The organism is Sinorhizobium sp. B11 (genome assembly GCA_039725955.1).
GTDB lineage: Bacteria > Pseudomonadota > Alphaproteobacteria > Rhizobiales > Rhizobiaceae > Rhizobium.
This window is the reverse complement of record CP091034.1, coordinates 2,064,517-2,088,278: the sequence shown is the minus strand read 5'-3', so window position 1 is coordinate 2,088,278 and position 23,762 is coordinate 2,064,517. Positions and strand designations below refer to the sequence as shown.

Genomic DNA, 23,762 nt, shown 5'->3' with positions numbered 1-23,762 from the left:
CAGTGGAGAACCCTCAAGCGGAGGAACAGCACTTGGCCTTTCCGACACTGCCACCCGGTTCCGTCGAACCACCAGGTGCTCCCGGCATCGAGCCCCGCTGGACCTCCAGCGACAAGAGTGCGGTTGGCACATCAGTCAACTCGGCGAGCTGCGTCTGGTTCACCACGAGCCACGGCATTGTGAACGAGATCTACGCGCCGCGGCTCGACATGGCCTGTGTGCGCGATTTCGGCTTCATCGTTACCGCTCAGGGCTATTTCTCCGAGGAGAAACGTGATGCCGATCACAGCGTGCAGGCGATCGAGGATGGCGTTCCGGGCTTCCGCCTGGTCAATACCGCCCGCGACGGTCGCTATCGCATTACCAAGACCATCTTTTCCGACCCGGAGCGCGAGGTGGTGCTGCAGGACATTTGCTTCGAGGCTTTGACGGGCAGTCTCTCAGACTACAGGCTGCACGCGCTGATCGCCCCGCATCTCGTCAATGGCGGCGCAGACAACACCGGCTGGTATGCCGATTTCAAGGGCAGGCCGATGCTCTTTGCCGAGGGTTCCGGCCGCTCGCTCGCCGTCGCCGCCTCTGTGCCCTGGCTTGCGCGCTCGGCGGGTTATGTGGGCTTTTCCGATGGCTGGCAGACGCTGTCGCGCGGCGAGGGACTGAAGGAGGAATATTGCTATGCCGGCTCCGGGAACATCGCGCTGTCGGGGACACTGGATATTCAATCTGGGGGGGGCCGAGCAGACCAGGGACGGGCGCTGATCGCCATCGGTTTCGGCACGCAGCCGGAGGAGGCGGCCCTGCGGACGCTGCGCAGCCTGGAACAGGGCGTCGAGCCGGCGCTGAAACATTATCGCAGCGGCTGGCGAGAGTGGCAGGCCGGACTGCTCGCACTCGACGAGCCGCATGATCCGACCCAGCTGAACCGGTACCGGGTGAGCACCGGCGTGCTCGCCACCCACCGGGACGATGCCTCCGGCGCCATCATTGCCAGCCTTTCCATCCCCTGGGGCTTCAGCAAGAGCGATGACGACCTTGGCGGCTATCATCTGGTCTGGACGCGCGATCTGGTGGAAACGGCGGGCGGACTGCTCGCAGCCGGGGCAATAGCGGATGCGCGCTCCGTGCTCGACTATCTCGCCGTCATCCAGGAAGGGGACGGCCACTGGGTGCAGAATGCCTGGCTCGATGGCAGGCCTTACTGGAACGGCATCCAGATGGACGAGACGGCCTTTCCGATCCTGCTCTACGACATGCTGCTGCGCGCAGGCGCAATCGATGCCGCCGAGCGGGGGCGATATCTGCCGATGATCGAGGCTGCGGCGGGTTATATCGTCAGAAACGGGCCTGCCACCCAGGAGGACCGGTGGGAGGAGGATGCCGGCTATTCACCTTTCACGCTCGCTGTCGAGATTGCAGGCCTGCTTGCAGCGGCCGATGCCGTGGAAGCGGCCGGGCGGCTGGATGCGGCGCGCTATCTGCGCGAGGTGGCTGACGGCTGGAACGAGCGCATCGAGGAATGGACCTACGCCACCGATACCGAGCTGTCGCGCCGTGTCGGCGTCGAAGGCTATTATGTTCGCATCGCCTCGGCGACCGATGGCAGCCCGTCACTGCGGCGTGACTTCATTCCGATCCGCAATCGGGATGATCTCGGCGAGGTGCTTGAAGCGGACCTGCTGATCAGTCCGGATGCGTTGGCGCTCGTACGTTTCGGCCTGCGGGCCGCCGACGATCCGCGCATACTCGGCACAGTGGCCGTGATCGATGCGGAGTTGCGCCGCGACCTTCCTGCCGGTCCCTACTGGTATCGCTACAATGACGATGGCTATGGCGAGCGCATCGACGGCGCGCCCTTTGCCGGCAGCGGTGTCGGACGGCTGTGGCCGCTCTTGACCGGCGAGCGCGCCCATTATGAACTCGCTGCCGGGCGAGCCGGCGAGGCGCGGCGGATGCTCGCAGCACTCGAAGCCTCGGCAAGCGAAGGCGGGCTCCTGCCGGAGCAGATCTGGGACAGCGAAGACGTGCCGCGGCGCGAACTCTTCCTCGGCCGCCCCTCCGGCAGCGCCATGCCGCTCGTCTGGGCGCATGCCGAACATATCAAGCTGCTGCGATCGCTGCGCGACGGCGTGATCTTCGATATGCCGCCCCAGACCTTTGCCCGCTATGTCGCGGCAAAACCGGAACCGGCACCTTTCTCGTGGCGGCTGACGGCGCGGCAGGACCAGATGCCGGCCGGCCGCAAGCTGCGCATCGAACTGCCGTCACCCGCCCTGGTGCGCTGGTCCACCGACTGCTGGGCAAGTGCTACCGACAGCCCATGCCGTGACACCGGTTTCGAAACCCATGTCTTCGACCTGCCAACGGAGACGCTCGGTCCCGGCAAGATCGACTTCACGATTTTCTGGACGGATGTACAGCGCTGGGAGGGCGCGGATTTTCAGATCGAGGTGGTTTGAGGTTCGTGCCGTGCGCCGCCGAGCGGACACAAAGAAAAAGCGGCCGTTGCGGCCGCCGAAAAAACTCAGTTCATCGGGTGCAGAAATCAGGCCTTATATATCAGCCAGCTCTTGGTGAACTCCTTCTGCATGCCGTCCTCATAGACGGCGGTGCAGTTACGACCAGCGTTCTTGGCGCTGTAGAGGGCGATATCGCTCTTGGAATAGAGTTCGCCGGCATCGTCGGCATGCGAGGCCATGCAAATGCCGATGGAGACGGTGACCGGGCCGTAATTGACGCGCGTGCGGGAATTCTTGAAGGGTGTCGATTCCAGCGTCCGGCGGATGCGCTCGGCGATCGCGGTGACTTCATCCAGCGTATTGCCGTCAATGATCAGGGCGAACTCCTCGCCGCCGGTGCGGGCGACGAAGACATCGCGGCGGACGTTGCTGCGGATGACGGAGGCGACTGTCGCCAACACCTTGTCGCCCACCGGATGACCATAGGTGTCGTTGATCTTCTTGAAATTGTCGATGTCGGCCAGGAGCAGGGCGGTTACCGGGCGTAGCGCCGGAGTGTTGAAGACGGCCGCCAGACGGTCGTCGAACGCGCGACGGTTGGAAAGGCGTGTCAGCGAGTCGGTATTGGCGATGCGCTTGTATTCGTCGAGTTCCTTGCGGACCTGATCCATCTCCTGCGAGCGCTGAACCATGTCTTCGACGGTCTTTTCGCCATGGGTGATCGTATCGCCAGTTGCCTGGGTGAGCAGGTCGATGGCGTTTTCGATCAGGTCGGCGCTCGTCGTGCTCTTGGAGCTGATGCGCTTGCAGGTCTCGTTGAGCAGCCGATTGTAGCTTTCGAGCGAGGTCTGCTCCTGGCGCAGCACGCGCAGCAGGCCTTCCAGCTCACCGGCGATGCGGCTGTGGGCGTCGTCGAAAATCTTGGCGGGCGCCGTGTGGGAACAATGTTGCGAGCCAAGCGCATCGAGCTCGGCCTGCGACGCCTGGCTGCCGAGGGCGGCAAGGTCGCGGGTGAGTGCCGGATTGGAGCCGATATAGGCTTCGTAGAAGAGTTCGTAGTTACGGGGAATTGGCGCAACGCCCATGGAGCGCATGGCATAGGTGATCTGACCCGCCACATCGGGAACCTGCACCTTGGGCGCAACAGCCGTGTTCATCCGGCAACTCCTCATCCAATTCTTAAGCAATCTTCTATTTGTTACCTTAGATTTCTTGGGAAATGATTAAAGCGACATATACCAAAGATTACATACGATAAGTTTGACGGGCATCAATACTACGATCAGCCCTATGATTTTTCACAAATATTTGTAAGTTCGACTGCAACGGAGACACCTCTTATGCGCGAGGTGTTCCAAAAAAGTTCAATCGTTTTCTCTTTTTAGGGATTGTTTTCGCTTTGTTGACGGTCGGTATCTTTTGTCTGATCTGCAGACCGGCGTGGCGAGACCACAGATTCCATCTCAGGAAATCGAATTCATCGGGACCGGATCGCGGTCCCCGCCTTTGGGCATGAGATCATGGAATCGTCTCGCCACACGTCACCCGTCATTCTTGGTCTCGCCGTTCTCGCCGGCACCATCTTCCTTCTGCAGCAGAGTGGCTTTTTCAACGGCATCTTCAGCACAGACATCCTCGCCAGCGTGAAGGCAGAGGACGTCCTGAGCGCTGCCGATATCGCCACAATGGAGAAGCAGCCAGCCCCGTCCATGACGGCCGTCAATCTCGAAGGGCCTCAGGCGGCTCCGGTGCGGTAGAATATGGGATTTGAGGGGCGATCCGGCACGCGGCCAATCGCCCTTCACCACTTCCTTAGCCCAGATTCAGTTCCTGGAAGAAGTCGTTGCCCTTGTCGTCGATGACGATAAAGGCCGGGAAGTCCTCAACCTCGATCTTCCAGACGGCTTCCATGCCAAGCTCAGGATATTCCAGCACCTCAACCTTGCGGATGCAATCCTGCGCCAGACGGGCGGCCGGGCCGCCGATGGAGCCAAGATAGAAGCCCTGGTGCTTCTTGCAGGCTTCGCGCACGGCGCGCGAGCGGTTGCCCTTGGCAAGCATCACCATGGAGCCGCCGAAGGACTGGAACTGGTCGACATAGCTGTCCATGCGGCCGGCAGTCGTCGGGCCGAAGGAGCCGGAAGCGTAACCGGCGGGCGTCTTGGCCGGGCCGGCATAATAGACCGGGTGGTTCTTCATGTAGTCGGGCATGCCTTCGCCCTTTTCCAGCCGCTCACGGATCTTGGCATGGGCTAGGTCGCGGGCGACGATGATCGTGCCTGTCAGCGACAGGCGCGTCTTGACCGGATGCTTCGAAAGCTCGGCGAGGATATCGGCCATCGGCTGGTTGAGATCGACACGCACCATGGACTCGGAGAGCTTAGCCTCGTCGATCTCGGGCAGATACTTGGACGGATCGGTTTCCAGCTGCTCTATGAAAATGCCATCGCGGGTGATCTTACCCTTGGCCTGTCGGTCGGCGGAACAGGAGACGCCGAGGCCGATCGGCAGCGACGCGCCATGGCGGGGCAGGCGGATGACGCGCACGTCATGACAGAAATACTTGCCGCCGAACTGAGCGCCGACGCCGAGGCTTTGCGTCAGCTTGTGGATTTCCTTCTCCATCTCGATATCGCGGAAGGCGTGTCCGCCTTCCGAGCCTTCAGTCGGCAATTCATCGAGATAGCGAGTGGAGGCAAGCTTGACGGTCTTCAGGTTCATCTCGGCCGAGGTGCCGCCGATGACAACAGCCAGATGATAGGGGGGACAGGCTGCCGTACCCAAGGTGAGGATCTTCTCCTTGAGGAAGTCCAGCATGCGATCATGCGTCAGGAGCGAGGGCGCGCCCTGGAAGAGGAAGGTCTTGTTGGCCGAACCGCCGCCCTTGGCGACGAAGAGGAAGTCGTAGCTGTCGGTGCCTTCCTCATAGATATCGATCTGTGCCGGCAGATTGTTCTTGGTGTTCTTTTCCTCGAACATCTTGATGGGCGCGAGCTGCGAATAGCGCAGGTTCTTCTTTTCATAGGCGTCGAGAACGCCCCTGGAGAGGGCTGCGGTATCGCCGCCTTCGGTCCAGACGCGGCGGCCCTTCTTGCCCATGATGATCGCAGTGCCCGTATCCTGGCACATGGGCAACACGCCGCCGGCGGCGATATTGGCGTTCTTCAGGAGGTCGTAGGCGACGAAGCGGTCATTGTCGGTCGCTTCGGGATCGTCGAGGATCGCGGCCAGCTGCTTCAAGTGACCGGGGCGCAGCAGATGGTTGATGTCGGCAAAGGCGGTTTCGGCAAGAAGGCGGATACCCTCGGGATCGATGGTCAGGATCTCCTGGCCCTTGAAAGTATCGACAGAGACATGGTCGCTGCTGATCTTGCGGTAGGGGGTGTTGTCGGTGCCAAGTGGGAAGAGATCGTCAGCCATCGAAGTGACCTTTCTGGGTGGGATAGTTTGGAACGGGTCTAAATCTGGCACGAGCTAAAAGCAATTGGGAAGGGTGGGGGATTGGTGGTGAAAATTCCGCGGTGGTTTCGCTGCGGAAGGACCACATCTTTCAGCCATCATGGTTGCGATTGACCCAGCCGCGTTCGCGGCAGGCAAGTGAAATCTCTCGGCCAGTGGCTCCAGCAACCAGCATGGCAATAAGCTTTCATTTTACAATCGAAGAGTTTTAGTTGAGCGGCATGCCCCGTGACTCGAATTTCGAGAGACAGAGATGAAGGATATCGAGGAAGAGATTGGCAAGGAGTTCCGCGCAGGCGGGCACTTTTATGATATGCGGAAGATGAACTTCGTTGAGATCGAGGCTGTACGGGCTATCGAGACGATCCGCCGTATCGATCCGCAGAAATACAATTCGAATGAGAAATGCAAACTTGTGCTCCTCATCTGGCAGCTGCCTCTGTATGCACTATGGTGGCGAGATCGCTGTGTGCAAATGGGGGCCGACAGGATAAAATTTGAAGCATATGTCCGTGAATTGGAGAGAGTTGTCGAAGAAAAGCTAAAGGGACTGCTTTCATAAGACCCGCTAATTTTATGCTCCCGCATAAATGCAGTCCTCGGTGACAATCTCACAAGATTCAGGCGACGTCTGCCCTTATCAGGTCAAGTTGATCTGACCTAAAGATGAAGGAAGGATCCCGGCCATCTCAAACAAGAAAGGCCGGCTAAGCCGGCCCTTTCATACTTCAATTCATCAACTCACTTGGGGCTGATCATCGTCTCCGGGCGCACGATCGCGTCATACTCTTCCGACGTCACCAGCCCGCTCGCCAAGGCCTCTTCCTTCAGCGTCGTGCCGTTCTTGTGGGCCGTCTTGGCGATCTTGGCGGCGGCGTCGTAGCCGATCTTCGGGGCAAGGGCGGTCACCAGCATCAGCGAGCGCTCGAGGCCGGCCTTGATATTGTCTTCGCGGGCCTCGATGCCGACGACGCAATTGTCGGTGAAGGAGACGGCGGCGTCACCGAGCAGCTGCACCGACTGGAGGAAGTTATAGGCCATCATCGGATTGTAGACGTTGAGCTCGAAATGGCCCTGGCTGTCGGCGAAGGTCAGTGCGGCGTGGTTGCCGAAGACGTGGATGCAGACCTGCGTGAGAGCTTCGCACTGGGTGGGGTTCACCTTGCCGGGCATGATCGAGGAGCCGGGCTCGTTTTCGGGCAGCGCCAGTTCGCCGAGACCGGCGCGCGGGCCGGAGCCGAGAAAGCGGATGTCGTTGGCGATCTTGAAGAGGGCGGCGGCGGCCGCATTGATCGCGCCATGGGCGAAGACCATCGAATCATGCGAGGCGAGGGCCTCGAACTTGTTCGGCGCAGTCACGAAGGGCATGTCGGTGATGACGGCGATCTCTTCGGCAACCTTTTCGGCAAAACCGACCGGTGCATTCAGCCCGGTGCCGACGGCGGTGCCGCCCTGGGCGAGTTCGCAGAGGCCGGGCAGGGTCATTTCGATACGCTTGATGGCGGAGCCCACCTGCGCTGCGTAACCCGAGAATTCCTGACCTAACGTGAGCGGTGTCGCATCCTGCGTATGGGTGCGGCCGATCTTGATGATGTGGCTGAACTCCGTGACCTTCATGTCGAGCGCGGCATGCAGATGCTTCAAGGACGGCAGCAGGTGATGGGCGATCTGTTCGGCGCAGGCGATGTGCATGGCCGTCGGATAGGTATCGTTCGACGACTGACTCATATTAACGTGATCGTTCGGGTGCACGGGCTTCTTGGAACCCATGACGCCGCCGAGCATTTCTATCGCGCGATTGGAGATCACTTCATTGGCGTTCATGTTGGATTGCGTACCGGAACCCGTCTGCCAGACGACCAGAGGGAAATGGTCGTTCAGCTTGCCGTCGATCACTTCCTGGGCGGCATCCACGATAGACTTGCCGATGTCGGAATCGAGCTGGCCGAGCGCCATGTTGGCGCGGGCGGCCGCCTGCTTGACGATGCCGAGCGCACGCACGATCGAGAGCGGCTGCTTTTCCCAGCCGATCTTGAAATTGCCGAGAGAACGCTGCGCCTGCGCGCCCCAATATCGGTCGCTGGCGACTTCGATCGGGCCAAATGTGTCGGTTTCGGTGCGGGTTGAACTCATGGCTCATGCCTTCCTGTCACATGCTGTTGGGCAGTCTTTGAAGATGAGGACTTATAGGGTGGAAAACCTGCCAAGAAAACCAGACGCCACACGAAATATTGAAGACGGATCTCATGTTTTGCATCTCCGCCCTGGCGCTTCAGCGGCGTGTTTTTTCGGCCACGCAGGGAAATTAATGCAAATAGCGACAGAAAGCGCACTTTCTCAAACCGGAAAATTCGGTAAAAAATTAACTAATAATTTCATAATTTTGTGTGAACTGCTGCACGGCGCTTGCGTTCGACTCCGTCACACAAAGTTGAGCCTGAAAACGCTGGCGCCTCAGGCCGGTTTCTGATGAATGGGCCGCGGCTGCCGTGAAGAATTGATCTGAGCCATTTGCTCGACAACAGCATTATACTGGGACTGGAAAACAAGATGAAGTTCGTTTTGAAAAGCGCGGTTTCCGCATTGGCACTTTCCTGCGTAATGGGCGCGATTCCTGCGCATGCCTATACGCTGATGGATATGCTGCGCGGCGACCGGGCAAGAAGCGGTCAGAGCACGATCATCATGGACCCTTCGGCTCCAATGCGCGGCAATCCGGGCAATCGTAACGGGCTTGGCGGCGATATCGATCCGGAAGCGGCGCTGCCGAAGGTTTCCAGCCCGCGTTATTACACCTACAAGGCCGAAACGCTGCAGTTCGTCGACACGACGAAGTTTGCAGATCCCGTCGTCACCGGTGCAGTCGCCGACGTCTCCGGTTCAACCACTACCGACGGCGCTCCGCAGCGCCATTTTCTGACGGAAGCCAAGGTCCGCGCCAATCCGGATGTCGCCAAGGCCCTGCAGGGCTATTACGGCGACGGCAAGAACCCGCTGGTCTGGGTGTCCGGCGAGGGTGTCAACGAGCGCGGCAAGGCGGCGCTGAGCGTGCTCGCCGATGCGGCAAGCGTCGGCCTCGACCCCGCTGATTACGCAGTGTCCGAGCCGAGCATCGATCCGGCTAATCCGGATCCTGACGTCCGCGACCGTGCGCTGACGCAGTTCGAGCTCGCGCTTTCCTCCAAGGTTCTCTCCTATGTGCAGGATACGACCCGCGGCCGCGTCGACCCGAACAAGCTCTCCGGCTATCATGATTTCCAGCGCAAGGTCGTCAAGCTCGATCCGGTGCTGAAGCTGTCGCGCATGAGCCCTGACGTTGCGGCCTATCTTTCCAGCCGCAACCCCGACGGCACACAGTTCCTGGCGCTGAAGGCCGAGCTTGCGAAGCTGCGTGGTCTCGGCGATGGCTATGAAGAGCAGATCACCATTTCGCTCGACAGCCTGCTGCGGCCGGGCGACAGCTCGCCGGAAGTGGCCAATATCGTCAAGGCAATCCAGAAGCATGGTTCGGAAGGACTGAAGACGGCGCATGCTGCCACCTTCTCGGCCTATACCGGCAGCAGCGACTATTCGCCCGAGATCGTGTCACTGGTCGAGGACTTCCAGAAGGAACACGGCCTGAAGCCCGATGGCGTGATCGGCCAGGCGACCGTGCGCACCATGACTGGCGGCGACTCGAACGGCTCCAGGATCGGCAAGCTCGTCGTCGCCATGGAGCAGGCTCGCTGGCTGCCCGCGGATCTCGGCCCGCGCTACGTGATGATCAACCAGCCGGCCTTCATGGCCTACTACTATAACGACTCCAAGCAGCAGCTTGCGATGCGCACCGTCGTCGGCGGCAAGAACAACCAGACCTATTTCTTCGACGACGAGATCGAAACTGTCGAGTTCAACCCGTTCTGGGGCGTGCCGCAGTCGATCATCATCAACGAGATGCTGCCGAAGCTGCGCTCGGACCCGAACTATCTGGACCAGATGGGCTACGAGGTCCAAGTCGGCGGCCGCGCCGTTCCGTCCTCCAGCGTCGACTGGTACGGCTCGACCCAGAACATCTCGGTCCGCCAGCCGCCGAGCAGCGACAATGCGCTCGGTGAGTTGAAGATCCTGTTCCCGAACAGCCACGCCATCTACATGCACGACACGCCTTCGAAGAGCTTCTTCAAGCGTGACATGCGTGCGCTGAGCCACGGTTGTGTGCGCCTGTCCGATCCGCGCGCGATGGCCGCTGCCGTTCTCGGCACGACGGTCGATGACGTCGCCAAGCAGATCGCTACCGGCCAGAACCATGCCGTGAAGGTGCCGCAGAAGATTCCGGTCTACGTGTCCTATTTCACCGCATGGCCAAACAAGGACGGCGTGATCGAGTATTTCGACGATGTCTATGGCCGCGATGCCTATGTGGAAAAGGCATTCGATGTGACGACCAAGTCGCGTGAGGCGCAGATCTAACGCTTGACGCCGGATGAGGATTTTGACGGGCGGTCTTCGGGCCGCCCGTCTTGTATTTGAGGGTGCGAGTTGAGAAGAGAGGAGCCCTCAGCGCAATCGGCACGGCCAGCTCTATCAGCCCTCAAACAGCAACCTTTGCCTCAGCCCCCTTCAGCAATCCTTCCACCAATTCCACCGTCAGCTCATCATAGTGCGTGATGATCACATCCGGGTCCAAACTCGACACCGGTACATCCGAATAGCCGAAGGGAACCGCAATCACAGGCACCCCGGCGTTCTTGGCCACCGCAATGTCATTGATGCTGTCGCCGACCATCGCCGAGCGGGAGACATGGCCGCCGGCGCGCTCGATCGTGCCGGTCAGATGGCGGGCATCGGGCTTTCGATGTTCGAACGTATCGCCGCCGGTGATCACCTCGAAATAATGCGTCAGGCCGAGCTTCTCCAAGAGACCCGTGGCGAGACCTTCCAGCTTGTTGGTGCAGACGGCGAGCGCATAGCCATCGGCCTTCAGGCGGTCCATGGCAGCGACGAGGCCAGGGTAGGGCTCGGTATGACCGGGCATGTTCGCACTGTAATGGGCGACGAAGCGCTCGACGAGCGGGGCGAGTTCCTCCGACGAGATCGGGCGGCCCTGCAGTTTGCAGGCGCGCTCGATCATCACGCGGGCTCCCTGGCCAACGAGATGCGTGAGATCGTCATAGGTGACGGGCTCAAGATCAAGAGCGGCGATCGTGTAGTTCAGGCTTTCGACCAGGTCGACATGGGTATCGAGCAGCGTGCCGTCGAGATCGAAGACGACGAGGCCTTTATTCTTGGAGGGAGCCTGGCCGGCATTTTCGGGAGCGGGGGTCAAAGTCGTGCCTCTTTGCGGAGTAGGGTCATCCGGGAGTAGGCGATGAACAGGCGAAAAGCAACGGCGCACCGGCAGACGGAAAAGTCGCAGCCGAAACGCGTGGCTTTCAATCGCAGGACGATGATTTTGGCTTTCGTTTGCAATACGAGCCGTGTAAACAGCACATCCAACGCAATATCAGGAGCTGGCGGCGCATGGATGCCCGCGAAATGAAGATCAAGGCCGCCGAGGCAGCACTCGTCCATGTCGAATACGGCATGCGGCTTGGAATCGGGACGGGAAGCACGGCTGAAGAATTCGTCCGCCTGCTCGCCGAAAAGGTCGCCGCCGGTTTCAAGGTCGAGGGCGTTCCGACGTCCGAGCGCACGGCGCGGCTCTGCGTCGAACTCGGTGTCCCCCTGAAATCGCTGGACGAATTGCCGCAGCTCGATCTCACCATCGACGGTGCCGACGAGGTCGATGCGGCACTCCGGCTCATCAAGGGCGGCGGCGGCGCGCTGTTGCGCGAAAAGATCGTCGCTGCAGCCTCGAGCCGGATGATCGTCATCGCCGACGAAAGCAAGCTGGTCGAGACGCTCGGCGCCTTCGCGCTGCCGATCGAAGTCAATCCCTTCGGCCTCGTTTCTACGCGCATGGCGATCGAAAAGACCGCCTCGCGCCTTGGGCTTTCCGGCGAACTGACGCTGCGTCAGTCCGGTGACGGAGACTTTACGACCGATGGCGGACATCACATCATCGATGCATCTTTTGGCCGCATTCCTGATGCAGAGGCGCTTGCGAGGGAACTGAATTCCATACCCGGTGTCGTGGAGCACGGGCTTTTCATCAACATGGCGGCGCTTGCGATCATTGCCGGTCCTGCAGGCGCCCGTACGCTGCAGGCAAACAGATAACAGGAGCATAGAAACTCATGATGAACATTGCAGGTCTTGGCCGTCTTGCCGCTGCGACCATCGTTCTTTCCGGGCTTGCCTTCGGCTCTGCCGCAAGAGCGCAGGAAGTTTCCGAGGAGCAGCTGAAGGCTGCCCGCGCAGCCATGGATGCCATTGGCGCCACCACCCAGTATGACAACATCCTGCCGGGTCTGGCCGAGCGCCTGAAGGCCGGCCTCATCCAGGATTCGCCGAACTATCAGGACGTGATCACTGCGACCGTCGACACCCAGGCTCTGGCTCTGGCGCCGCGTCGTGCCGACCTCGAAAAAGAAGCGGCTCTGACCTATGCAAAGGCCTTCTCGGTAGAAGAGCTGAAGGCGATCGCCGACTTCTACAATTCCGACGTCGGCAAGAAGCTGCTGCGCGACGGCCCCGTCGCTTCGCGTGAAACCGCCAAGGCTGCCGATATCTGGGCGCAGGGCATTTCCCGTGATCTGGAAAAGCAGAGCAATGCCGAGCTTTCCAAGGTCATCAAGGCTCCGCCGGCGGCAACCGACAGCCCGGTAACGCCGGCTCCGGCAGCAGCGCCGGCTGCCCCCGCTGCTCCGGCACCTGCCAAGAAGTAAGACCATCCTTCATTTCGACAAAAGCCCGGCCTCGTCCGGGCTTTTGTTTTTGTGGCGCTGCCACCTATATGTTGAAAACCCGTCCAGCGATTCCCTCCGGAGATCATCATGCCTTCCTACGACTACGACCTCTTTGTCATCGGCGGCGGTTCGGGCGGCGTGCGAAGCGCGCGCGTTGCAGCCTCGCTCGGCAAGAAGGTGGCGATCGCCGAGGAATATCGCTACGGCGGCACCTGCGTGATCCGGGGCTGCGTGCCGAAGAAGCTCTTCGTTTATGCTTCGCAGTTCCACGAACATTTCGAGGATGCGGCCGGCTTCGGCTGGACGGTCGGCGAAAGCACGTTCGACTGGCAGAAGCTGATCGCGGCCAAGGACAATGAGATCGCGCGGCTGGAAGGGCTCTACAAGAAGGGCCTTGCCGGCGCCAATGCCGAAATCCTGGAGACACGCGCCGAACTCGTCGATGCGCATACGATCAGGCTCCTGAAGACGGGCGAGACGGTGACGGCCAGGACCATCGTGATCGCGACCGGCGGCCGGCCGAACCCGCATGAGGCGCTGCCCGGCCACGAGCTCTGCATTTCCTCCAACGAGGCCTTCCACCTGGAAGAATTGCCGAAATCGATCCTGATTGCCGGCGGCGGCTACATCGCCGTCGAATTCGCCAACATCTTCCACGGGCTCGGCGTCGAGACGACGCTGATCTATCGTGGTACCGAAATCCTCTCGCGCTTCGACGAGGACCTGCGCCGCGGGCTGCATGAGGCAATGGTCGCCAAGGGCATCCGCATCCTCTGCCAGGACGTGATGCAGAAGGTGACGAAGGGTGAAGACGGCCTCGTCATCGAGACGCTGAAGAACGGCACGCTCAACGCCGGTATCGTCATGCTTGCGCTCGGCCGCGATCCGAACACGAAGGGGCTGGGGCTCGAAAAGGCGGGCGTTGCAGTCAACGAGCGCGGCGCCATCATCGTCGACGATTATTCTCGTACCAATGTCGAGAACATCTATGCGCTCGGCGACGTCACCGATCGGGTACAGCTGACGCCGGTCGCCATCCATGAGGCGATGTGCTTCATCGAGACGGAATACAAGGACAATCCGACCAAGCCGGATTACGACCTCATCCCGACGGCGGTCTTCTCGCAGCCGGAGATCGGCACGGTCGGTCTTTCCGAAGAAGAGGCGGCCATGCGCTACAAGGAGCTGGAAGTCTATCGCGCCCAGTTCCGGCCGCTGAAGGCAACGCTCTCGGGCCGGGCGGAAAAGATGATGATGAAGCTGATCGTCGATGCCGCAAGCCGCAAGGTGGTCGGCGCCCATATTCTCGGGCATGACGCCGGTGAAATGGCGCAGATCCTTGGCGTCACGCTGAAGGCAGGCTGCACCAAGGACGATTTCGACCGGACCATGGCGCTGCACCCGACAGCCGCCGAAGAGCTGGTGACCATGTACGCGCCGAGCTACCGTATCCGCGACGGCAAGCGCGTCTGATCCATCCTCATGAATTGATTCCTGCCGCACGGGCGGCAGGCGAGGGTGATCCCTGTTTTATGCCGTCCTTGTCGCGAAACGGCTTCGCAGTTCTGCGCGACATGCTTAGCTCGTCAGGCGCGGCGCGCGGATAACCTTCAGGAACAGTGCCTTCATGGCATCAGCAATGCCCTCGGTCGGTGACACCTCGAAATAGAGGCCCGGCGAGGCGCAGGCGGCCATGCGCGTGGATATCTCGTTCTGGAAGGGCTTGATCCAGGTATTGTACCAGTTGTTGCTCGGCAGCGGCAGGTAGGTGGTGTATAGAATGGCGATCTTGACGCCGCGATCCTTGAGCGGCTTGCAGAAGGACGCGTCGATCGGCTCCTGGCAGCGGCCACCCGTTGTCTTCTTGGTGCAGGTCGAAGGCTTGTAGCTGTCGCCCACACCATCCGACACGAAGAACAGGATTTTTTCGGGCTTGGTGTTCGACGTGCCGTCGCCGGCCGGATCGATGATGGTGTTCATCTGCGTCATAGCACTGTCGAAGCTGGTGAGCTGGTCCTGATTGTAGTTCTGATAGGGAATGGTCATCAGGTCGACGGCGTTGGTGTAGTTTTTCACCGTCGTCAGATCCGAGGTGAGATTTGAGATCGTCGTCAGCTTGGCATCCTCTGCCTTGGTGCCGAAGGTGTAGACGCCCATGCGGAACTGGTCGGCGCTGACGCGTTCTGTCTTGGCCGTATCGGTCAGCGCCTGGGTTGCCTGGCGCACCACATCGATACGCATGGCGACGCCGAGGCTCTTGGCGATCGTGTAATTGTTGGAGGCCTGGTCCATCTGGTGGCAGGCGAAGGCGCAGCCGGTCTTGGCCTGCAGCTTGGAAACGTCGGTCGGCGTTGCGGCGACACCCATGGACGGCGTGTTATCCAGAAGGATGTAGAAATCCATGAAGGATGCGGTCTGATATTCCGCCGTCGCCGAGCCCGATATGGTGATCGAGTCCTGGCCGAGGATATGCATGAAGGTGGTGGGTACGGAGGCGCTGAAGGTGACCTTCGAATTGAGCTTGTTGGCCGTCTTGGTGACGTCGATGCTCAGATTCACCGCCACCGAGGTCAACTCGCCGGACATCTGCGAGAAAAAGATGCTGCGGGCATCGGTCTTGGCGACAGAGATGGTGCCGTCTCCCTGCATGGTCATGGCAGCCGCCACCGCATCCGATTTTTCGGAAATCGAGCCGACGGCTGCAGCATCGGCCGCGGCATAGAGCTCGGTGCGCAGGCTCAGTGCATGGGCATAGTCCAGCGCCAGACCGGCAGAGCCTACCAGCGGCACCATCAGCAACGCCGTCATGATGCCGAAATTGCCGGATCGGTCCGAAAGGAACGCGGACGAAAGGATACCCATGCTCAACCCCTATATTATTAGGGTCTGCTTTACATACGAAATCTAAATTAGCCGGAAAATAGCATGGTATATATCGCCTTAACGCCAGGTTCGACGTCGGACTGGCGCAACCGGAGTGACGCTGCGAGCCGGCGATGGAAACTCTTTCGGGGCGCCGAACGCGCTACTAGGCAAGGGAAGCCGAAAGGTTTATAAGCCGCCGCATTCTTTAACGGGCAGGCATCCGGGTAAACCGGGTGGGGAAGCAGATGAGCGACATGGCACAGAATTGGACCCCGAGCAGCTGGCGGAGCAAGCCAATCCAGCAGGTTCCGGAATATCCCGACGCGGCCGCACTGGCGGCGACTGAAGCCACGCTTTCCACCTATCCGCCGCTGGTTTTTGCCGGTGAGGCCCGCCGCCTGAAGAGCGCGCTTGCCAATGTCGCCGAAGGCAATGCCTTCCTGCTGCAGGGCGGCGATTGTGCCGAGAGCTTCCTGGAGCACGGCGCCGACAATATCAGAGACTTCTTCCGTGCCTTCCTGCAGATGGCCGTCGTGCTGACCTTTGGCGCCCAGCTTCCCGTCGTGAAGGTCGGGCGCATCGCCGGCCAGTTTGCCAAGCCGCGTTCGGCGCCGATGGAAACGCAGAACGGCGTTTCGCTGCCGAGCTATCGCGGCGATATCGTCAACGGCATCGAATTCACGCCGGAATCCCGTATCCCGAGCCCGGAGCGCCAGCTCGATGCCTACCGCCAGTCGGCCGCAACGCTGAACCTGCTGCGCGCATTTGCGATGGGCGGCTACGCCAATCTCGACAACGTGCACAAGTGGATGCTCGGCTTCGTCAAGGACAGCCCGCAAGGCGAGCGCTACCGCAAGCTCGCCGACCGCATTAGCGAAACCATGGATTTCATGAAGGCGATCGGCATCACCTCGGAAAACAATCCGAGCCTGCGCGAGACCGATTTCTTCACCAGCCACGAGGCGCTGCTGCTGGGTTACGAAGAGGCGCTGACCCGCGTCGACTCCACCTCCGGCGACTGGTACGCCACATCGGGCCACATGATCTGGATCGGTGATCGCACCCGCCAGCTCGACCACGGGCATGTGGAATATTTCCGCGGCATCAAGAACCCGATCGGCCTGAAATGCGGCCCGTCGCTGCAGCCCGACAACCTGATCGAGCTGATCGACGCATTGAACCCGGCCAACGAAGCCGGCCGCCTGACGCTGATCTGCCGCTTCGGCCATGACAAGGTCGCCGACAGCCTGCCGAAGCTCATCCGCGCCGTCGAGCGCGAGGGCAAGAAGGTCGTCTGGTCCTGCGACCCGATGCATGGCAACACGATCACGCTCAACAACTACAAGACGCGGCCCTTCGAACGGATCCTCTCGGAAGTCGAAAGCTTCTTCCAGATCCACCGTGCCGAAGGCACGCACCCGGGCGGCATCCATATCGAGATGACCGGCAAGGACGTAACCGAATGCACCGGCGGCGCCCGCGCCGTCACGGCCGAGGACCTGCAGGATCGCTACCACACCCATTGCGACCCGCGCCTCAACGCCGACCAGGCACTCGAGCTGGCCTTCCTGCTGGCCGAGCGCATGAAGGGCGGGCGTGACGAGAAGCGGATGGCCGCAAGGGCCTGAGGCGATTAGCCGATAGAGTTTGAAAAGCCCGGCCTAGAGCCGGGCTTTTTGTTTGTGGAGTCACAGGCATCGCCAGTACCCCCTGTGATAAGCCCACCGATAAGGGAGGCGAGGGCTTCACCGCAACTGAACATGAAGATGGTCGTCGTGACGCGCAGCGCGGCATCCCTGAAACCGCACATGATCGTCGGTGATGCCGAGCGCTTTTTTCAGATGCGGTTCAAGAAATACCTTCTCCACTCCGAACCGGCTCACGCCCTCGGTGGTGAGCCAATTCACCGCCGCCACCGTCCGTTGCTTCTGAAGCCGGTAGGCAGGAAACAGCGGCTGGAGAACATCGAGGTCCAAACGCCCCGTCAGCCAGTCGTTCCGCCCCTTGCATGGCTGCTCATCACTATTGGCGGGCTGTTCGAAAGCGAAATAGCCGATTGGTGAGCGGGTGACATCATCAAGGAAATTACCGCTGGAATCCTCGTAATAATAGGCGAAGTCGAGCTTCCTGCCGTCAGTATGCGACAAATGCGGCAGCAGCGGAAAGCCGGTCAGGAAGGGGAAATTGGCATCCAGTGCGATCGTTGTCGTGCCGGGAAATTGCCTGTCCATATTGTCTGCAAGGGCATAGGCCAGATTGCGCACTGCAGGCGTGACATAATTTCGATTGAGGGCGCAGTAGACCGGTGAGCGGACGACAAGCTTGTCTGCAGCGTCTGCCAGACAGGACAGGGGAACACGCCCGAAGATCGGCGCGACGATGCTGGTGACAATCGTCAGGCTGGTATAGACGAGCAGGAAGATTGCGAGCTTCGGCACAAATCTACGCACGGCCCAAAGGCGTGCAACCACGATGCCGACGAGATAAGCGAGACCGCCGATCTGTGTGAGCAGGGTCAGAAAGACGACGATTGCGAAGCGAAAGCCGAAACGAAGCATCTGATGCTTTTTTTCACCGGAGGTTGCGATTTTCTTCCATTGCCATTCTCATGAGCGATGACACAAGAGGTAAGTTTGATGCGAACACGTCCGGCCGCGCGGCTGCTTCTGCTCGATCAGTTCGGGTGCGTCCTGCTTTTCAAATTCGTCTTCAGATCGGGCGCGCTTGCGGGGCGGCAATATTGGGCGACGCCGGGCGGCGGGCTTGAGGAGGGCAAGACGTTCGAGGCCGCGGCCTTGCGCGAACTCGCGGAGGAAACCGGCCTCCATGTGGATCAGGTGGGATCATCGATCGGCAGCCGGTCTTTCGAATTTCAGCTCCACAATGGCGAGATGGTGCGCGCCGAGGAGCAGTTTTTTGTGGTGCGGACCGAGCGTGGGGCGATCTCCGATAGCGGCTGGACGGATCTGGAACGAGAGGTCATGGCGGATCACCACTGGTGGTCGACGGAAGAACTGCTTGCCAGTGCCGACGTCATTTTCCCGGATGGTATCGTCGATCTCATGAAGACCGCAGTCTCGCAGCCTGCGTTGCCTATCGCCATGAGACGCTGACCGAGGCCCTTGTCGTGACACCACGCGCCCTGTATGCATTGCGCATGACCCGTGTACCGACCCTGTCCGGCCTGTATTACGCGCTGCTCCCATAGAGCGGTGACGGTCATCTATTCGAAACCCGAACGCCGCACGGTCGGCGGCGCGTGTTTCAGCAGAAGGTCTCCGGCCTCACGGCCCCACTGGAGACCCTCATGACCATCAATTTTCAGCCTTCCATCAAGCTTCGATCGGAGTTTCTGCGCGTTCTCGCGGAGCGCGGATTCATCCAGCAGTGCACTGATCTCGAAGCCCTCGACAACCGGCTCGGCACCGGGATCGCGACAGCCTATAACGGTTTTGACCTCACGGCCGACAGCCTGCATGTCGGGCATCTCATCCCCATCATGATGCTGCGCTGGTTTCAGAAGACCGGCCACAGGCCGATCGCGCTGATGGGCGGCGCCACGACGCGGCTCGGCGATCCGAGCTTTCGCGATACGTCGCGGCCATTGCTCAGCGAAGAACAGATCGCCGCCAATCTCGCCGGCATCCGGCGCATCTTCGAGCGGTTCCTGACCTTCGGCGGCGGGCCGACAGATGCGCTCATGGTCAACAATGCCGACTGGCTTGGTAGCCTGAAATACCTGGATTTCCTGCGCGATGTCGGTCCGCATTTCTCCGTGAACCGGATGCTGACCTCCGAGAGCGTGCGCCAGCGGCTGGAGCGAGAGCAATCGCTCTCGTTGCTCGAATTCAACTACATGGTCATGCAGGGTTATGACTTTCACGTGCTTGCCGAAACGCATGGCTGCCTGCTGCAGCTCGGCGGTTCGGACCAATGGGGCAATATTCTCAGCGGCGTCGAGTTCGGGCGGCGTGCCGGCGGGCGAACGCTGTTCGGTTTGACGGCGCCGCTGCTCACGACCGCGTCGGGTGCGAAAATGGGCAAGAGCGCATCGGGCGCGGTCTGGCTGAATGCAGATCGGCTGTCGCCCTACGAATTCTGGCAGTTCTGGCGCAACACCGAGGATGCCGATGTCGGCCGCTTCATGCGGCTCTTCACCGAGCTGCCGCTTGACGAGATTGCGCGCCTGGAAGCTTTGCGCGGCTCCGAGATCAATGTTGCGAAGAAGGTGCTTGCCGACGCGGGTGACACGGCTCTGCCATGGCGCAGACGCGGCGACGCAAGCCTCCGAGACCTCTCGCCGCATGTTTGAAGAGGGCGAGGCCGCTGCAGGATTGCCGACGGTTGCCATCGAGGGCGATCTGCTGCGCCAGGGCCTGCCGCTGCCGGATGCGCTTGTCGCATCAGGGCTTGCAAGGTCGAAAAGCGAGGCGCGGCGGCTGATCCTCGGCGGCGGCGTGCGTGTCAACAGCAGCAACGTGTCCGATGAAGCCATGCGGCTTACCGATACCGACATGGAGGAGGGCGTCATCCGCCTGTCGGTCGGCCGGAAGAAAACATGTGCTGTTGCGGCCGGAACCGTAATGCCATCGCGAAAGGGCTGCCTCACACGGCAGGCGGCCCGCTTGCCGATGTCAAAGGGCATGGTGCTGACGGAAATGCCGCTGCAGGAAAGACCGGGCCTTGACGAAGCTCCATGTCCTGGGCGCGTCGGGCAGGAAACCATCGTCGTTCAGGATATCACTCAGCGGTGACGCGAAGAGTTCGGCCGCCTCGTTGCGGTCTGGTGCATGATGGGCGCCATCGAGGATCGCGGCTGATGTGGAGCGGCTCGATGCCAGAATGAAAAGCTCGGGGTGGCAATGAACGGGATCGTAGGCGAGGCCGATCGCGAAGGCGGTGGAGCGATCGATATCGGTGACGGCAACCTCCTCGGCAAGTTCGCGGGCCGCCTCGTCGAAGAGATCGACTTCTTCGCTGGCACCCGGCTCCGCATAACCGCCGATCAGATAAAGGGCGCCTGGATTCTGCTCCGCAGTCAGGCTCCGCTTGGTGACGATCACCTGCTGGTCCGCGGTAACAAGGATAATGGTGAGCCCCAGCGGATCGGAGCGCTCGGCGTCAGGGTGCTCCGCGGCAAAGCCGGCATGGCGGGTCACGACATAGGCGGAGAAGCTCGTGCTTTGGGCCATGATGGTCAATCCGCCATTCTCGATGCGATGCTCGGCCAAGCGCAGGAGCTGCCCGTCGAAGGCCGTTGGGTGTCTTTCGAGAAAGCGATCCCAGCCGGCCCGCCGCAGCGCCTCGACCGGCTCGGAAAGCCGGAAGGTTCCGGCGCAACGGCAATGAATATGATCGACTGATATTGTGAATGCCTGGTCTGCGAATGTCATGCGCGCAATGTCTTTCTCAGCAATTCGATCGTCTCGGCAACAGATGGCCCCTTTATCGGTGGCGGCTCGGCCCGCTCGCAGAATTCGCGCCAGATGAAGAAGGTCAGCTCGGCCCCATCGGTCGGGGTTTCGCCCGGGCCTTCGGCAAAGGTCTGCAGCAGACGGTAGCGCTGATCCTGCCAGAAGAGGTCTTCCACCCAGTCGTAGATCGGGATGATGTGGAAGTGGATGGGAAAGCCGGGCGAGTGGCCGTAGCGGCCAATATAGACGCGCTTTGCGCCGAGCACCTTACCGAGGGCATGCTGAGCTTTCGCCAATAACGGGCCGAGCTCGCACAAGGCTTCAGCCGACAGGTCTGCAAGATCGTTGGTGAAGCTTCGCGAACTGACCATGAGATAGCCCGGCAGGGCGGAATTGATGCGATGGTTCACCAGCCAGCCGGATGTTTCGGACACATGGAACTGTGCAGGAATTTCCAAGGATGCCTTCCTCTCTTGCGTGGGCATGCGCGCAGATTCGCAAATTGGCTGACGATGACGTGCTTCGGCAAGGGCCGTGACTTTCGCTTCTTGTCGGGCAAATTGCGGACGCACCGAGAGGGAATGTCTTGACTGAAATTGCATGCGCCATTTTCTGGCGGGAAGGCCGGGTTCTGCTGGTCAGACGTGCAGGGCACAAAGAGCGCTTTCCTGATTGCTGGGATCTGGTCGGCGGCCATGTTGAAGCCGGCGAGAGCCCCGCGGCGGCAATGGTGCGCGAGGCAAAAGAGGAAGTTGGCCTGACCCCATCCCGATTTCGAAAGCTCGCCGAGCAGCCCGAGGAAGACACCATCTATCATCTCTTCCTCGTGAGCGAATGGCAGGGTGGAGAACCTGTATTGCTGGGAGATGAGCATACGGCGGCGCAGTGGGCCACGCCCGTTCAGGCCGAGGCGCTGGACGATTTGGGCCACCCACAATGGTGTTCGATCTTCCACGAGATTCAAGAACAGTCTCTGGCCGGTGATATGCGTGGCTAATCGAAGTCAATTGCCTGAGACCGGACAATATATATAGATATATCTATATTTAAAGTGCGGGCCGGATTCCTGAATAAACGCGGCCCGCAATGTCTTACAGGCTCGTCGCAAGATCCCAGTTGTAGACGCAGCGATCAAGGCCGATGGCGATTTCCAGCACGAGAACATCCTGTTCCACAGCCGGGCCCTTTTTCGGCAGCGTCCTGTAGCGCTCGGGAAAATCCGTGCGGCGCGAGATAGAGCAGACTTCCATCCACTTGTCGCCGTTATCCACCTCCACATCGACTGTCGTCTGCGAATAGGCGGGCAGCCGGTCGGAAGGCACGATGCGGGTCGGCAGCGGGATGAGCGCGGCGATCATTCGGCGCACGGGCTCCAGCGCAGCGGCATGATAGTCGTTGCCGCTGTCAGCCGTGTAGGCGCACTGGAATTCCAGCTGCCAGAACTCCTTCAGGCGCATGTGCTTGGTCGGCTGCTCCTGCTCGCGCCGGTAGGATCGGCCGGCCTGCCAGACGCAGAGGGGCAGACGCGTCCTCGAATGATTGCCGAGAATGTGCTGCATGTAGACGTAGGTCGAGGGCGTCGTTTCCGGCCTCAGCACGAGCGGCGCCTCGGTCTCGGTCAGTTGCTCCTGCGCCCAGATATCGGCATTGGTGTAGGCGTCCGAAATGAGGGCGCGAGGCGTCAGCGCCGGCGCCTCGACCCTTCTGACATCCCACGCGGGGTTGACCGCTCGGAGGAAGGTTCGCACCTCCTCGGAAAAGAAACGGACCATGTGGTCACGCATGTTGATTTCGCGCTCTTCCCAGTGGACGAGCGAATTGACATTGAAAAGATTGAGCACGGTGCCTGTCTCCCTGGCAGCCCTAACAGAAGGATGGGGGCTTTACGTCCAGCAGTTCGCCGGACGCATCAGGGCATCCGGACGTTACGGCTGGACGCGGAGACCTCGTCCGCCAAAAGCGCGCAGAACGGCAACCTGCGGGCAGGTGCGGTCGAGACGGAAAAGATGCGCGCTGTTGGAACTCATGGCTGACGTCGTATCCGCGGGACCAGCGCTTGTCAAACCGGCTGCTCGCCTTGCGAGCAACGCTTCATCCATGCATTCTGCCGGCATGAGCGACATGGATCTGGACCATATTCTTGGAGAACTCGCGGCCCGCGAGCCGATCTTTCACCGGCGCGAATTCGGCACGTCGCGTGCCGATCTCGAACGGATGACCGATAGCAACTTCTGGCAGATCGGTGCGAGCGGAAAAGTCTATCAGCGCGGCTATGCGATCGAAACGTCGCTTGCGCGCTACGAGAAAGGGCCAGAGCCGCATGATTGGCCCTGCCGGGATTTCACCATCACGGTGCTGGCGGACAGGCTCTTCCTTCTCTCCTACATTCTCGAGGAGCCGCAGCGCGTAACGCGCCATTCGACCATCTGGCGTCAGGCCGCCGATGGCTGGAAGATCGTCTTCCATCAGGGCACGCCGATGGGGTGAGCCGGTTCGGCGCTCATCGCTATTGCACCAGTACCGACTGCTCGCAGTGAACATCCGTCACCCGCACATCGGCTTCGCCGATCTTGACGCCGAGCAGGGTGAGTGTGTTGACAAGCAGCTCGTCGAGCGGCTTGGCAAGCCCGGTCAGCGTATCGGCGACCGCGCCCTGGATGACGGCCTTCGGCAGGCCGATACCGAGACCGAGCATGGTGACCTGGATGTCGGCATTGGTAAGCAGGCTGGTGACCGTCGAG

At 60.7% G+C, this 23,762-nt stretch carries 24 protein-coding genes; 14 read left to right on the top strand and 10 right to left on the bottom strand.

Annotation, left to right across the window (positions count from 1 at the left end; all coding sequences use genetic code 11):
• The first annotated feature begins 32 nt into the window (after positions 1 to 32).
• Entirely contained in the window at positions 33 to 2,456 is a 2,424-nt protein-coding gene (locus LVY75_20140) for a glucan 1,4-alpha-glucosidase (GenBank protein XAZ25451.1), read from the top strand.
• An 86-nt stretch (positions 2,457 to 2,542) separates the two neighbouring features.
• Here LVY75_20140 and LVY75_20135 read toward each other — a convergent pair whose 3' ends face one another.
• A complete protein-coding gene (locus LVY75_20135; GenBank protein XAZ25450.1) occupies positions 2,543 to 3,613 on the bottom strand; it encodes a GGDEF domain-containing protein in 1,071 nt (356 codons plus the stop codon).
• 363 nt (positions 3,614 to 3,976) lie between these two features.
• Between LVY75_20135 and LVY75_20130 the strand changes: the two genes are divergently transcribed.
• The gene (locus LVY75_20130) at positions 3,977 to 4,213 is read left to right on the top strand and encodes a hypothetical protein (GenBank protein ID XAZ25449.1); all 237 of its coding nucleotides are present in this window, start codon (positions 3,977 to 3,979) and stop codon (positions 4,211 to 4,213) included.
• Between the two features lie 55 nt (positions 4,214 to 4,268).
• Here LVY75_20130 and LVY75_20125 read toward each other — a convergent pair whose 3' ends face one another.
• Positions 4,269 to 5,876, bottom strand: coding sequence for a fumarate hydratase (locus LVY75_20125; protein ID XAZ25448.1), 1,608 nt, complete (start codon positions 5,874 to 5,876; stop codon positions 4,269 to 4,271).
• Positions 5,877 to 6,168: 292 nt separating this feature from the next.
• On the opposite strand from LVY75_20125, the gene LVY75_20120 reads away from it, so the two are divergent.
• Positions 6,169 to 6,477: a hypothetical protein gene (locus LVY75_20120; protein XAZ25447.1), complete on the top strand. Its 309-nt coding sequence runs from the start codon at positions 6,169 to 6,171 to the stop codon at positions 6,475 to 6,477.
• Positions 6,478 to 6,656: 179 nt separating this feature from the next.
• On the opposite strand, the gene fumC is transcribed toward LVY75_20120, so the two are convergent.
• Positions 6,657 to 8,048: a class II fumarate hydratase gene (gene fumC / locus LVY75_20115; GenBank protein XAZ25446.1), complete on the bottom strand. Its 1,392-nt coding sequence runs from the start codon at positions 8,046 to 8,048 to the stop codon at positions 6,657 to 6,659.
• On the opposite strand from fumC, the gene LVY75_20110 reads away from it, so the two are divergent.
• Both LVY75_20110 and LVY75_20105 read left to right on the top strand, forming a co-directional pair.
• The gene (locus LVY75_20110; GenBank protein XAZ25445.1) at positions 8,047 to 8,385 is read left to right on the top strand and encodes a hypothetical protein; all 339 of its coding nucleotides are present in this window, start codon (positions 8,047 to 8,049) and stop codon (positions 8,383 to 8,385) included. The two genes, fumC and LVY75_20110, sit on opposite strands and share 2 nt — an antisense overlap.
• An 80-nt stretch (positions 8,386 to 8,465) precedes the next feature.
• Complete coding sequence (locus tag LVY75_20105; protein XAZ25444.1) at positions 8,466 to 10,364, top strand: murein L,D-transpeptidase; 1,899 nt, start codon at positions 8,466 to 8,468, stop codon at positions 10,362 to 10,364.
• A gap of 121 nt (positions 10,365 to 10,485) precedes the next feature.
• Here the strand turns inward: LVY75_20105 and LVY75_20100 are convergent, their stop codons facing one another.
• A complete protein-coding gene (locus LVY75_20100; GenBank protein ID XAZ25443.1) occupies positions 10,486 to 11,220 on the bottom strand; it encodes a phosphoglycolate phosphatase in 735 nt (244 codons plus the stop codon).
• A 194-nt stretch (positions 11,221 to 11,414) separates the two neighbouring features.
• Here LVY75_20100 and rpiA point away from each other — a divergent pair, with 194 nt between their 5' ends.
• From rpiA to gor, 3 genes are all read left to right on the top strand, one after another.
• On the top strand, positions 11,415 to 12,113 hold the full coding sequence (gene rpiA / locus LVY75_20095; protein XAZ25442.1) for a ribose-5-phosphate isomerase RpiA: 699 nt from the start codon (positions 11,415 to 11,417) through the stop codon (positions 12,111 to 12,113).
• A gap of 17 nt (positions 12,114 to 12,130) precedes the next feature.
• Positions 12,131 to 12,721: a DUF2059 domain-containing protein gene (locus LVY75_20090; protein ID XAZ25441.1), complete on the top strand. Its 591-nt coding sequence runs from the start codon at positions 12,131 to 12,133 to the stop codon at positions 12,719 to 12,721.
• A 108-nt stretch (positions 12,722 to 12,829) separates the two neighbouring features.
• Positions 12,830 to 14,215 (top strand): glutathione-disulfide reductase, encoded by a 1,386-nt coding sequence (gene gor, locus LVY75_20085; protein ID XAZ25440.1) that lies wholly within the window; start codon positions 12,830 to 12,832, stop codon positions 14,213 to 14,215.
• Between the two features lie 105 nt (positions 14,216 to 14,320).
• Here gor and LVY75_20080 read toward each other — a convergent pair whose 3' ends face one another.
• The gene (locus LVY75_20080) at positions 14,321 to 15,604 is read right to left on the bottom strand and encodes a pilus assembly protein TadG-related protein (GenBank protein XAZ25439.1); all 1,284 of its coding nucleotides are present in this window, start codon (positions 15,602 to 15,604) and stop codon (positions 14,321 to 14,323) included.
• Between the two features lie 257 nt (positions 15,605 to 15,861).
• Between LVY75_20080 and LVY75_20075 the strand changes: the two genes are divergently transcribed.
• On the top strand, positions 15,862 to 17,235 hold the full coding sequence (locus LVY75_20075) for a 3-deoxy-7-phosphoheptulonate synthase class II (GenBank protein XAZ25769.1): 1,374 nt from the start codon (positions 15,862 to 15,864) through the stop codon (positions 17,233 to 17,235).
• A 117-nt stretch (positions 17,236 to 17,352) separates the two neighbouring features.
• On the opposite strand, the gene LVY75_20070 is transcribed toward LVY75_20075, so the two are convergent.
• Positions 17,353 to 18,165: a hypothetical protein gene (locus tag LVY75_20070; GenBank protein XAZ25438.1), complete on the bottom strand. Its 813-nt coding sequence runs from the start codon at positions 18,163 to 18,165 to the stop codon at positions 17,353 to 17,355.
• Positions 18,166 to 18,243: 78 nt separating this feature from the next.
• On the opposite strand from LVY75_20070, the gene LVY75_20065 reads away from it, so the two are divergent.
• The 3 genes from LVY75_20065 (at position 18,244) to LVY75_20055 (ending at position 20,361) form a co-directional block, all read left to right on the top strand.
• A complete protein-coding gene (locus LVY75_20065; GenBank protein ID XAZ25437.1) occupies positions 18,244 to 18,720 on the top strand; it encodes an NUDIX domain-containing protein in 477 nt (158 codons plus the stop codon).
• 194 nt (positions 18,721 to 18,914) lie between these two features.
• Entirely contained in the window at positions 18,915 to 19,919 is a 1,005-nt protein-coding gene (gene tyrS / locus LVY75_20060; GenBank protein XAZ25436.1) for a tyrosine--tRNA ligase, read from the top strand.
• Entirely contained in the window at positions 19,912 to 20,361 is a 450-nt protein-coding gene (locus LVY75_20055) for a hypothetical protein (GenBank protein XAZ25435.1), read from the top strand. The genes tyrS and LVY75_20055 overlap by 8 nt, the downstream gene beginning before the upstream one ends.
• Here the strand turns inward: LVY75_20055 and LVY75_20050 are convergent.
• Together LVY75_20050 and LVY75_20045 are read right to left on the bottom strand one after the other, a co-directional pair.
• Positions 20,242 to 21,000, bottom strand: a complete 759-nt coding sequence (locus tag LVY75_20050) for an NUDIX hydrolase (protein ID XAZ25434.1) — start codon at positions 20,998 to 21,000, stop codon at positions 20,242 to 20,244. The genes LVY75_20055 and LVY75_20050 overlap by 120 nt on opposite strands.
• On the bottom strand, positions 20,997 to 21,479 hold the full coding sequence (locus tag LVY75_20045) for an HIT family protein (protein ID XAZ25433.1): 483 nt from the start codon (positions 21,477 to 21,479) through the stop codon (positions 20,997 to 20,999). The genes LVY75_20050 and LVY75_20045 overlap by 4 nt, the downstream gene beginning before the upstream one ends.
• Positions 21,480 to 21,607: 128 nt before the next feature.
• Here LVY75_20045 and LVY75_20040 point away from each other — a divergent pair, with 128 nt between their 5' ends.
• Complete coding sequence (locus LVY75_20040; protein ID XAZ25432.1) at positions 21,608 to 22,018, top strand: NUDIX domain-containing protein; 411 nt, start codon at positions 21,608 to 21,610, stop codon at positions 22,016 to 22,018.
• 94 nt (positions 22,019 to 22,112) lie between these two features.
• Here the strand turns inward: LVY75_20040 and LVY75_20035 are convergent, their stop codons facing one another.
• Entirely contained in the window at positions 22,113 to 22,862 is a 750-nt protein-coding gene (locus LVY75_20035) for a hypothetical protein (protein XAZ25431.1), read from the bottom strand.
• A 184-nt stretch (positions 22,863 to 23,046) separates the two neighbouring features.
• On the opposite strand from LVY75_20035, the gene LVY75_20030 reads away from it, so the two are divergent.
• On the top strand, positions 23,047 to 23,508 hold the full coding sequence (locus LVY75_20030; protein ID XAZ25430.1) for a DUF4440 domain-containing protein: 462 nt from the start codon (positions 23,047 to 23,049) through the stop codon (positions 23,506 to 23,508).
• Between the two features lie 19 nt (positions 23,509 to 23,527).
• On the opposite strand, the gene LVY75_20025 is transcribed toward LVY75_20030, so the two are convergent.
• Complete coding sequence (locus tag LVY75_20025; GenBank protein ID XAZ25429.1) at positions 23,528 to 23,716, bottom strand: hypothetical protein; 189 nt, start codon at positions 23,714 to 23,716, stop codon at positions 23,528 to 23,530.
• Positions 23,717 to 23,762 lie beyond the last annotated feature (46 nt).

Excerpts from the sequence above, each read along its gene's own strand:
- LVY75_20050 (XAZ25434.1), bottom strand. The coding sequence starts at position 21,000 with ATGACATTCGCAGACCAGGCATTCACAATATCAGTCGATCATATTCAT.
- LVY75_20105 (XAZ25444.1), top strand. The coding sequence starts at position 8,466 with ATGAAGTTCGTTTTGAAAAGCGCGGTTTCCGCATTGGCACTTTCCTGC.
- rpiA (XAZ25442.1), top strand. The coding sequence starts at position 11,415 with ATGGATGCCCGCGAAATGAAGATCAAGGCCGCCGAGGCAGCACTCGTC.
- LVY75_20120 (XAZ25447.1), top strand. The coding sequence starts at position 6,169 with ATGAAGGATATCGAGGAAGAGATTGGCAAGGAGTTCCGCGCAGGCGGG.
- LVY75_20090 (XAZ25441.1), top strand. The coding sequence starts at position 12,131 with ATGATGAACATTGCAGGTCTTGGCCGTCTTGCCGCTGCGACCATCGTT.
- LVY75_20130 (XAZ25449.1), top strand. The coding sequence starts at position 3,977 with ATGGAATCGTCTCGCCACACGTCACCCGTCATTCTTGGTCTCGCCGTT.
- LVY75_20075 (XAZ25769.1), top strand. The coding sequence starts at position 15,862 with ATGGCACAGAATTGGACCCCGAGCAGCTGGCGGAGCAAGCCAATCCAG.
- tyrS (XAZ25436.1), top strand. The coding sequence starts at position 18,915 with ATGACCATCAATTTTCAGCCTTCCATCAAGCTTCGATCGGAGTTTCTG.
- LVY75_20070 (XAZ25438.1), bottom strand. The coding sequence starts at position 18,165 with ATGCTTCGTTTCGGCTTTCGCTTCGCAATCGTCGTCTTTCTGACCCTG.
- LVY75_20080 (XAZ25439.1), bottom strand. The coding sequence starts at position 15,604 with ATGGGTATCCTTTCGTCCGCGTTCCTTTCGGACCGATCCGGCAATTTC.
- fumC (XAZ25446.1), bottom strand. The coding sequence starts at position 8,048 with ATGAGTTCAACCCGCACCGAAACCGACACATTTGGCCCGATCGAAGTC.
- LVY75_20110 (XAZ25445.1), top strand. The coding sequence starts at position 8,047 with ATGGCTCATGCCTTCCTGTCACATGCTGTTGGGCAGTCTTTGAAGATG.
- gor (XAZ25440.1), top strand. The coding sequence starts at position 12,830 with ATGCCTTCCTACGACTACGACCTCTTTGTCATCGGCGGCGGTTCGGGC.
- LVY75_20125 (XAZ25448.1), bottom strand. The coding sequence starts at position 5,876 with ATGGCTGACGATCTCTTCCCACTTGGCACCGACAACACCCCCTACCGC.
- LVY75_20065 (XAZ25437.1), top strand. The coding sequence starts at position 18,244 with ATGCGAACACGTCCGGCCGCGCGGCTGCTTCTGCTCGATCAGTTCGGG.
- LVY75_20025 (XAZ25429.1), bottom strand. The coding sequence starts at position 23,716 with ATGCTCGGTCTCGGTATCGGCCTGCCGAAGGCCGTCATCCAGGGCGCG.
- LVY75_20055 (XAZ25435.1), top strand. The coding sequence starts at position 19,912 with ATGTTTGAAGAGGGCGAGGCCGCTGCAGGATTGCCGACGGTTGCCATC.
- LVY75_20135 (XAZ25450.1), bottom strand. The coding sequence starts at position 3,613 with ATGAACACGGCTGTTGCGCCCAAGGTGCAGGTTCCCGATGTGGCGGGT.
- LVY75_20030 (XAZ25430.1), top strand. The coding sequence starts at position 23,047 with ATGGCTGACGTCGTATCCGCGGGACCAGCGCTTGTCAAACCGGCTGCT.